The following is a 6,438-nucleotide window of genomic DNA, read 5'->3' as shown; positions in this document are numbered from 1 at the left end:
GCTCCCGCGGGCGCGGTGCCGCGGGCCTTGACGGCGCGGTCCTCCCGGGTGCCGCCCACCAGTTGGCCGGCGGCATCGGCTTCCTTCTCCACCTCTTCGGCTTCGGCGGCAGCTTTGGCCAGGTCGGCCTCGGCCGCGGCATCCTCGCTGATGCTCGCCTGCCCCAGGGTTGGCTCGGCCAGCTCCACCTCGTCCGCGCTGATGTGCAGGCTGGGGTCGGGTACCTCGGGGCTCTCGGGGCGCTCCAGCGGAGGCCTCCCGTCGTCGTCAGGCCGCTTGTCCTGTTCGCTCATGGGGAAACTTGCCTTCCGTGCGTGTTGTCTTCCGGGAGAACGGGAGAACCGGTCCACGATGACTTTAGCCAACATTCCCGCGTTGCTGCACGATTTAGTCCTTTCGGGAGCCGGGAGGGGCCCCTCGCGGCCACTGTTCGCCTGCCACGAGCGGTCGTGAAAACCATGTACCCTATAGGTACGACAGAATTGATCAATTATTCCGGGACCTCGTGCGCCAGTCGTGCGACCACTTCCGGATCGACGTACAAAGGGGGTCACGCCATGGGGCGCGGCCGTCAGAAGGCAAAAGCAACCAGGCAGGCCCGGGACATGAAGTATTTCAGCCCGGCCACTGACCTGACTGCACTCCAGCGCGAACTCGGCGCTGCGAAACGCCATAACTCCGACACGTTTTCCGAGGAGCCATATGAGCCGGACTACTCGGACTACGTGGACAAGTACGCAGATCAGTACGACGACGACGAAGACCACGGCAGCCGCAACGTAGGCTAGCCGGCTTCGGTCGTTTCTTCCCGGACGGGATCACGCACCAGCCTCACCCTCCTGCACCCTCTCGGGGTCTGCTAGCGGGGGCGCATGGCGTGCGCGGAAGTGCCTGCCCGGACTCCCGAACTCAGGTGCCGGACTGCTGCGGTTCCGGGGCGTCCGCCAGGGGCCACACCTCGATCACCCGGCGATGCCTCGGGTCTCCGTCAGGACGCATGTCCACCAGGGCCGCCTGGCCCACATGGACGGTGTCGCCGGCGTGGAGGCGGCCTTCCGCCTGATGGCTGACGTGCGGCCGGAAATGCCGGCGGGTATGGTGCGGACTCAGCACATGGGAATTCTCGCCGAGTGCGTCCAGCACGCCTTCGTGCAGCAACTGCAACCGTGGTTCCGGCTGTACCAACGAGACGGGGACGGAACCGTTCCGGCCGAAAAAGTCGTCGGCGCCGATGCGCACGTCAAACCCCTGTCGTCCGGCGAGAGCCCGGCCGACGCGCCAACCGACGGCCTCGGCCGGCTCCCGGGTATCGAAGCGGGCCAGCGTGATGTGCAGCGGCCACCGGCTGCGCGGGAACGCGTAGCCGGCGCTCACCGGTCTGACGAACGCCACCACCACGTACGCACCCATCCGTCCAGTGTGCCACCCGGACCGGCCGGCCGGTATGCCGGACAAAACCGCCCCCGGACCGTCGCGTTCGCGGTGCAGGGGCGGTCCGGTGTCCGGGCGGGCCTAGGCGTAGGAGTTCACCAGGTGGACGGCACCGCCGTCGACGCCCTTGGCGCCCTGGACATAATCGATGCCGGCCAGGGACGGGTCGGCGGGACCGACCTGGCCCATCACCCAGGCTGGCACGCCGCGCTCATTCAGGCGCTGCAGGGCGGCATCGGCACCGGCGCGGTCCACAATGGCAACCATGCCGACGCCGAGGTTCAGGGTCCGTTCCAGGTCGGCCTGCGGGACGTTGCCCAGTTCGCCGATGAGCTTGAAGATGGCCGGCAGCTCCCAGGTGGAACGGTCCACGGTGGCCATGAGTCCCTGCGGCAGCACGCGCGCGAGGTTCGCGGCCAGGCCGCCGCCGGTGACATGGCTGAAGCCGTGGACACCGGCTGCTTCGTAGCGTGCCAGATCCAGGCAGTCCGCCGCGTAGACGCGGGTGGGCTCCAGGAGTTCCTCGCCCAGTGTCCGGCCGAACTCGCTGACCTGCCGGTCCAGCGCCCAGCCGGCATGGTTGATCACCCTGCGGACCAGGGAATACCCGTTGGAATGGAGGCCCGAGGAGGCCATGCCGATGACGACGTCCCCGTCCTTGACCCGCTCCGGGCCCAGCAGGTCGTCGGCCTCGACCAGGCCGGTGGCGGCGCCGGCAACGTCGTATTCGTGTTCGCCCAGCAGGCCGGGGTGCTCGGCGGTCTCCCCGCCCACCAGCGCGGTCCCGGCCACCTCGCAGGCGGCGGCGATGCCGCGCACGATGTCGGCGATCCGCTCCGGGACCACCTTGCCGCAGGCGATGTAGTCGGTCATGAACAGCGGTTCCGCCCCGACCACCACGATGTCGTCCACCACCATGCCGACCAGGTCGAAGCCGATAGTGTCGTGGATATCCATGGCCTGGGCGATGGCGACCTTGGTGCCCACTCCGTCGGTGGAGGTGGCCAGCAGGGGCTTGCGGTACTTCAGCAGTGCCGAAACGTCGTACAAGCCGGCGAAACCGCCGACCCCGCCGATGACGTTGGCGTTGTGAGTGGCCTTGATGGCCCCCTTCATCAGCTCGACGGCCTTGTCGCCGGCCTCTACGTCGACGCCGGCGCTGGCGTAGGTGATCTGGCCCTGTTCGGGGGAGGTCATACTCGCTCTTTCTTGTCGTCGGCGGTCAGGAGCTTCTCCAGGTCCGAATCAGGCCCGGGGTCGCACGAGCCGTGTTCCTGGTCCGCCTCGCCGCGTTCCAGCAGGTTCTTGCCCAGGCGGTCGGCGGTGGGCAGTTCGATCGGATACTCGCCCGTGAAGCACGCGGTGCACAGCCGCTCGCGGGGCTGTTCGGTCGCCTCGATCATGCCCTCTTCGGAGATGTAGCCCAGGCTGTCGGCGCCGAGCGACGCCCTGACATCTTCGACGCCGATGCCGTTCGCGATCAGCTCGGCCCGGCTGGCGAAGTCGATGCCGTAGAAGCACGGCCACTTGATGGGCGGAGACGAGATGCGCACATGCACCTCGGCCGCACCGGCTTCACGGAGCATCCGGACCAGGGCCCGCTGGGTGTTGCCGCGGACGATCGAATCGTCAATCACCACCAGCCGTTTGCCCTGCACCACCGACCGCAGCGGGTTCAGCTTCAACCGGATGCCGAGCTTGCGGATGGTCTGGCTGGGCTGGATGAAGGTCCGGCCCACGTAGGCGTTCTTGACCAGTCCCTGGCCGTAGGGGATGCCCGAGGCCTCGGCATAGCCGATGGCGGCCGGGGTCCCGGATTCCGGCGTCGGAATCACCAGGTCGGCCTCGGCCGGGTGTTCCTTGGCCAGCTTCCGGCCCATCTCCACGCGGGCAGCGTGGATGCTGCGGCCGTTGATGGACGTGTCCGGGCGGGCCAGGTAGACGTATTCGAAGACGCAGCCGGCAGGCTTTTTCTCGGCGAAGTGCTGGGAGCGCAGGCCGTTCTCGTCGATGGCGATGAATTCGCCGGGCTCGACTTCGCGGACGAAGGATGCGCCCACGATGTCCAGCGCAGCGGTCTCGGAGGCGACCACCCAGCCGCGCTCCAGCCGGCCCAGCACCAGCGGGCGCACCCCGGCCGGGTCGCGGGCGGCGTACAGCGTGCCTTCGTCCATGAAGGTGAAGCAGAAGGCGCCGCGCAGCTTGGGCAGCAGCTCCAGCGAGCGTTCCTCAAGGGTCTGGCCCTCCTCGCCGGCCATGAGCGCGGTGACCAGCGCGGTGTCCGTGGTGTTGCCCTGGGCCAGCTCGCCGCGGTCGGGCTTGCCGAACTTCTCCAGCACCTTCTCGTACAGCTCTGCGGAGTTGGTCAGGTTGCCGTTGTGGGCCAGCGCGACGGTGCCGGTGGCGGTGGCGCCCAGCGTCGGTTGCGCATTCGCCCACGTGGAGCCGCCGGTAGTGGAGTAGCGGCAATGGCCGACGGCGATGTGGCCGCTCAGCGTGTTGAGGGTGGTCTCGTCGAAGACCTGGGACACCAGGCCCATGTCTTTGTAGACATTGATGCGTTTGCCGTCGCTGGTGGCAATACCGGCGGACTCCTGTCCGCGGTGCTGCAGGGCGTACAGGCCGTAGTAGGTAAGTTTTGCTACTTCTTCGCCGGGTGCCCAGACGCCGAAAACGCCACAGGCGTCCTGGGGTCCCTTTTCGCCGGGAAGAAGTTCATGGGAGAGTTTTCCGTCACCGCGTGCCACCCGCCCATTCTCTCATGCGCCCGGCGCGCGGCCGCACTGGGGTGACGGGGATTACGGGGGCCTGCCGGCAGGTTACGCCTGGCGTTCGCCTTCGGTTCCGCCCCCGGTTTCGCCCCCGGTTGCGCCCTCGGTTCCGGCCCCGGCTTCGCGGTCCCGTTCGCGGGTGACGGCGGTGCTCCCGTCCCGATCACGGGGCGTCGCAGGGAGGTCGGCGGAGCCCGGATCCGCAGCCGGGTCCGCGGAGTCTTCCTGCCCGGGTTCGGCAACTGCCGTCAGGTGCTTCGCGCGTTTGACGCTGGCCCGGTCGATGAGCAGGAACAGCAACGATCCAACCAGGATGCCCGCCAGGCCGAACAGCACGGCCAAGAAGGCAAAAACGGTGCCGCGGGTGAACTCCGCGTTCTCCGGCCCGGTGTAGGCAGACACGGCGGCCAGCACGACGCCCAGCACGGCCCAGACGGCGATGAAGGGCGCATACTTCGGCGCCCGGCGAACGGTGACGTCGCGGCGCTCCGGCTCGATGGGTCTGCGGTCGCGAGCCGGTTCTTGCTCAGAAGTCATACGTTCCAGCCTACCGGGCGAAGAGCGGCAGCCTGTCCGCCAGTTCGGCCCGCAGCCCGGAGGCAGCGACCCTGCCCTCGGCGACGGCGGTGTCCCACCCGAGCGCCCCCGTCACCAGGGCAAGCCAGGTAGCGGGGTCGGTTTCCACCACGTTCGGCGGTGTGCCCCGGGTGTGCTTGGGGCCTTCGATGCACTGGGCGACGCCGAACGGCGGCACCCGCACCTCCACGCTGTTGCCGGGCGCACGCTCGGCCAGTTCCTCCAACGCGTACCGTACCGCCGTGGCAGTGGTCTGACGGTCCGTGGCCCCGCCGCGCCACGCACCCACGGCGGCGTCGCCCTCCCGAGCCGGGATCCGGCGTCGTACTCCCATCGATTCAGGTCCTTCCGGGGCTCAGTCCAGCAGCGCTACCATGGGCGGCGCCAACCGCAGCCTGCCGACCGGCTGGCCGCCGCCGAGGACGGGCTTGACCACGTCCTCCAGCACCGGGCCCACCTTCTCCACGTCGACGGCGCCGCAGGCGGCCAGCAGTGTCAGCGCGATCAGGGAACCGGCGCGGCCGCTGCCGTCCAGGATTTTCACCGCCACCGAGACGCCATTGGGGGTGGCCATCACCATCACGCCCTCGGCGCCGGACTTGGCAAAGACCCCCAGCTGCTCCATCACCACGGTGTTTTCCTGGCCCCAGCCGTGCACCGCCCACGGGTAGTCCAGCATGGCGGTGGCGATGGTGGCGGCGCGGGCATCGGCGTTCTTGTCCGCCGGAGCCTTCGCCAGCTTCCCGACGGCCCGGGCCAGGCCGGTCAACGACAGCGCGGGCGCCGGGGCGCCGCAGCCGTCGACGGCGATGTGCTCGATCTTTTCTTCGGCGTACTCCTCGATGACCTCCATCACGCGGCGCTGGAGGGGGTGGTTCGGTTCCAGGTAGGTGTGGGTATTCCAGCCGTTCTCCACGCAGGCCCAGAGGAAGGCGGCGTGCTTGCCGGAGCAGTTGAAGGACAGCCGCTGCTGGCCGCGTTCGGTGCGGACCAGCCAGCCGCGCGCCTGCTCGTCCTGCGGCCAGGCCGGCGGGCAGCGAAGATCGGCGTCGGTCAGGCCGGCGGCCTTGAGCATGCCCTCCACCACGTCCATGTGCTCGAGCGACCCCACATGGCTGGCGCAGGCCAGGGCCACCTGGTCGCCGCGCAGCGGGACGCCGGACTGCATGGCGGCCAGGGCCTGGAACGGCTTGAGCGTTGAGCGCGGGAAGATCGGTGCGCTGATGTCGCCGAGTTCGGTCACCACGGTGCCGTCGGCGGCCATGACCACCGCGGAGCCCAGATGGCGGGACTCGATGAAACCGTTGCGTTCGACGACGGCCAGTTCCACGGCGTCCGCGGCTTTGAATGTCTCGGGCATGGACCCAGTTTAGGGGCCGGTGCAACAACTTCGAGGCTCCGCCCCGCGACCAGTAGGCTAGTTCCTTGTGAAGGTACTTGTGATCGGCCCCGGCGGCCGCGAGCACGCAATAATCCGTTCCCTGCTGGCCGATCCCTTTGTCACCGAGGTGCATGCCGCCCCCGGCAACGCCGGCATCGCGCAGATCGTGCCCACGCACCAGGTGGATGCGGGCGACCCAGCGGCGGTGACCGAGCTGGCCCGGCGGCTGGAGTCCGACCTGGTGGTGGTGGGCCCCGAGGCCCCGCTGGCCGCCGGAGT

At 69.0% G+C, this 6,438-nt stretch carries 8 protein-coding genes and 1 pseudogene; 2 read left to right on the top strand and 7 right to left on the bottom strand.

Features of this window, described 5'->3' with window-relative positions; genetic code table 11:
• Positions 1-293: hypothetical protein (locus AC5RUJ_RS09040; RefSeq protein ID WP_494155776.1), on the bottom strand; the 293-nt coding region annotated here is incomplete at its 3' end.
• A 264-nt stretch (positions 294-557) separates the two neighbouring features.
• Between AC5RUJ_RS09040 and AC5RUJ_RS09035 the strand changes: the two genes are divergently transcribed.
• Positions 558-788 (top strand): DUF3073 domain-containing protein, encoded by a 231-nt coding sequence (locus tag AC5RUJ_RS09035; RefSeq protein WP_494000679.1) that lies wholly within the window; start codon positions 558-560, stop codon positions 786-788.
• Positions 789-909: 121 nt separating this feature from the next.
• Here the strand turns inward: AC5RUJ_RS09035 and AC5RUJ_RS09030 are convergent, their stop codons facing one another.
• The 6 genes from AC5RUJ_RS09030 to AC5RUJ_RS09005 form a co-directional block, all read right to left on the bottom strand.
• Positions 910-1,410, bottom strand: coding sequence for a 2'-5' RNA ligase family protein (locus AC5RUJ_RS09030; protein WP_494129087.1), 501 nt, complete (start codon positions 1,408-1,410; stop codon positions 910-912).
• A 102-nt stretch (positions 1,411-1,512) separates the two neighbouring features.
• The gene (gene purM, locus AC5RUJ_RS09025) at positions 1,513-2,628 is read right to left on the bottom strand and encodes a phosphoribosylformylglycinamidine cyclo-ligase (RefSeq protein WP_494074000.1); all 1,116 of its coding nucleotides are present in this window, start codon (positions 2,626-2,628) and stop codon (positions 1,513-1,515) included.
• A complete protein-coding gene (gene purF, locus AC5RUJ_RS09020; RefSeq protein WP_494129086.1) occupies positions 2,625-4,178 on the bottom strand; it encodes an amidophosphoribosyltransferase in 1,554 nt (517 codons plus the stop codon). The genes purM and purF overlap by 4 nt, the downstream gene beginning before the upstream one ends.
• A gap of 72 nt (positions 4,179-4,250) precedes the next feature.
• Positions 4,251-4,739, bottom strand: a complete 489-nt coding sequence (locus AC5RUJ_RS09015; RefSeq protein ID WP_494129085.1) for a hypothetical protein — start codon at positions 4,737-4,739, stop codon at positions 4,251-4,253.
• Positions 4,740-4,749: 10 nt separating this feature from the next.
• On the bottom strand, positions 4,750-5,112 hold the full coding sequence (locus tag AC5RUJ_RS09010) for a sterol carrier family protein (RefSeq protein WP_494129084.1): 363 nt from the start codon (positions 5,110-5,112) through the stop codon (positions 4,750-4,752).
• A gap of 21 nt (positions 5,113-5,133) precedes the next feature.
• Entirely contained in the window at positions 5,134-6,138 is a 1,005-nt protein-coding gene (locus tag AC5RUJ_RS09005; RefSeq protein ID WP_494129083.1) for an asparaginase, read from the bottom strand.
• A 67-nt stretch (positions 6,139-6,205) separates the two neighbouring features.
• Between AC5RUJ_RS09005 and AC5RUJ_RS09000 the strand changes: the two are divergent.
• A pseudogene (locus AC5RUJ_RS09000) lies at positions 6,206-6,438 on the top strand (phosphoribosylamine--glycine ligase); the annotation flags it as partial.

The organism is Arthrobacter sp. Y3223164 (assembly GCF_059091005.1).
The sequence above is the reverse complement of the archived record's forward strand: the minus strand, read 5'-3'. Positions and strand labels throughout refer to the sequence as shown.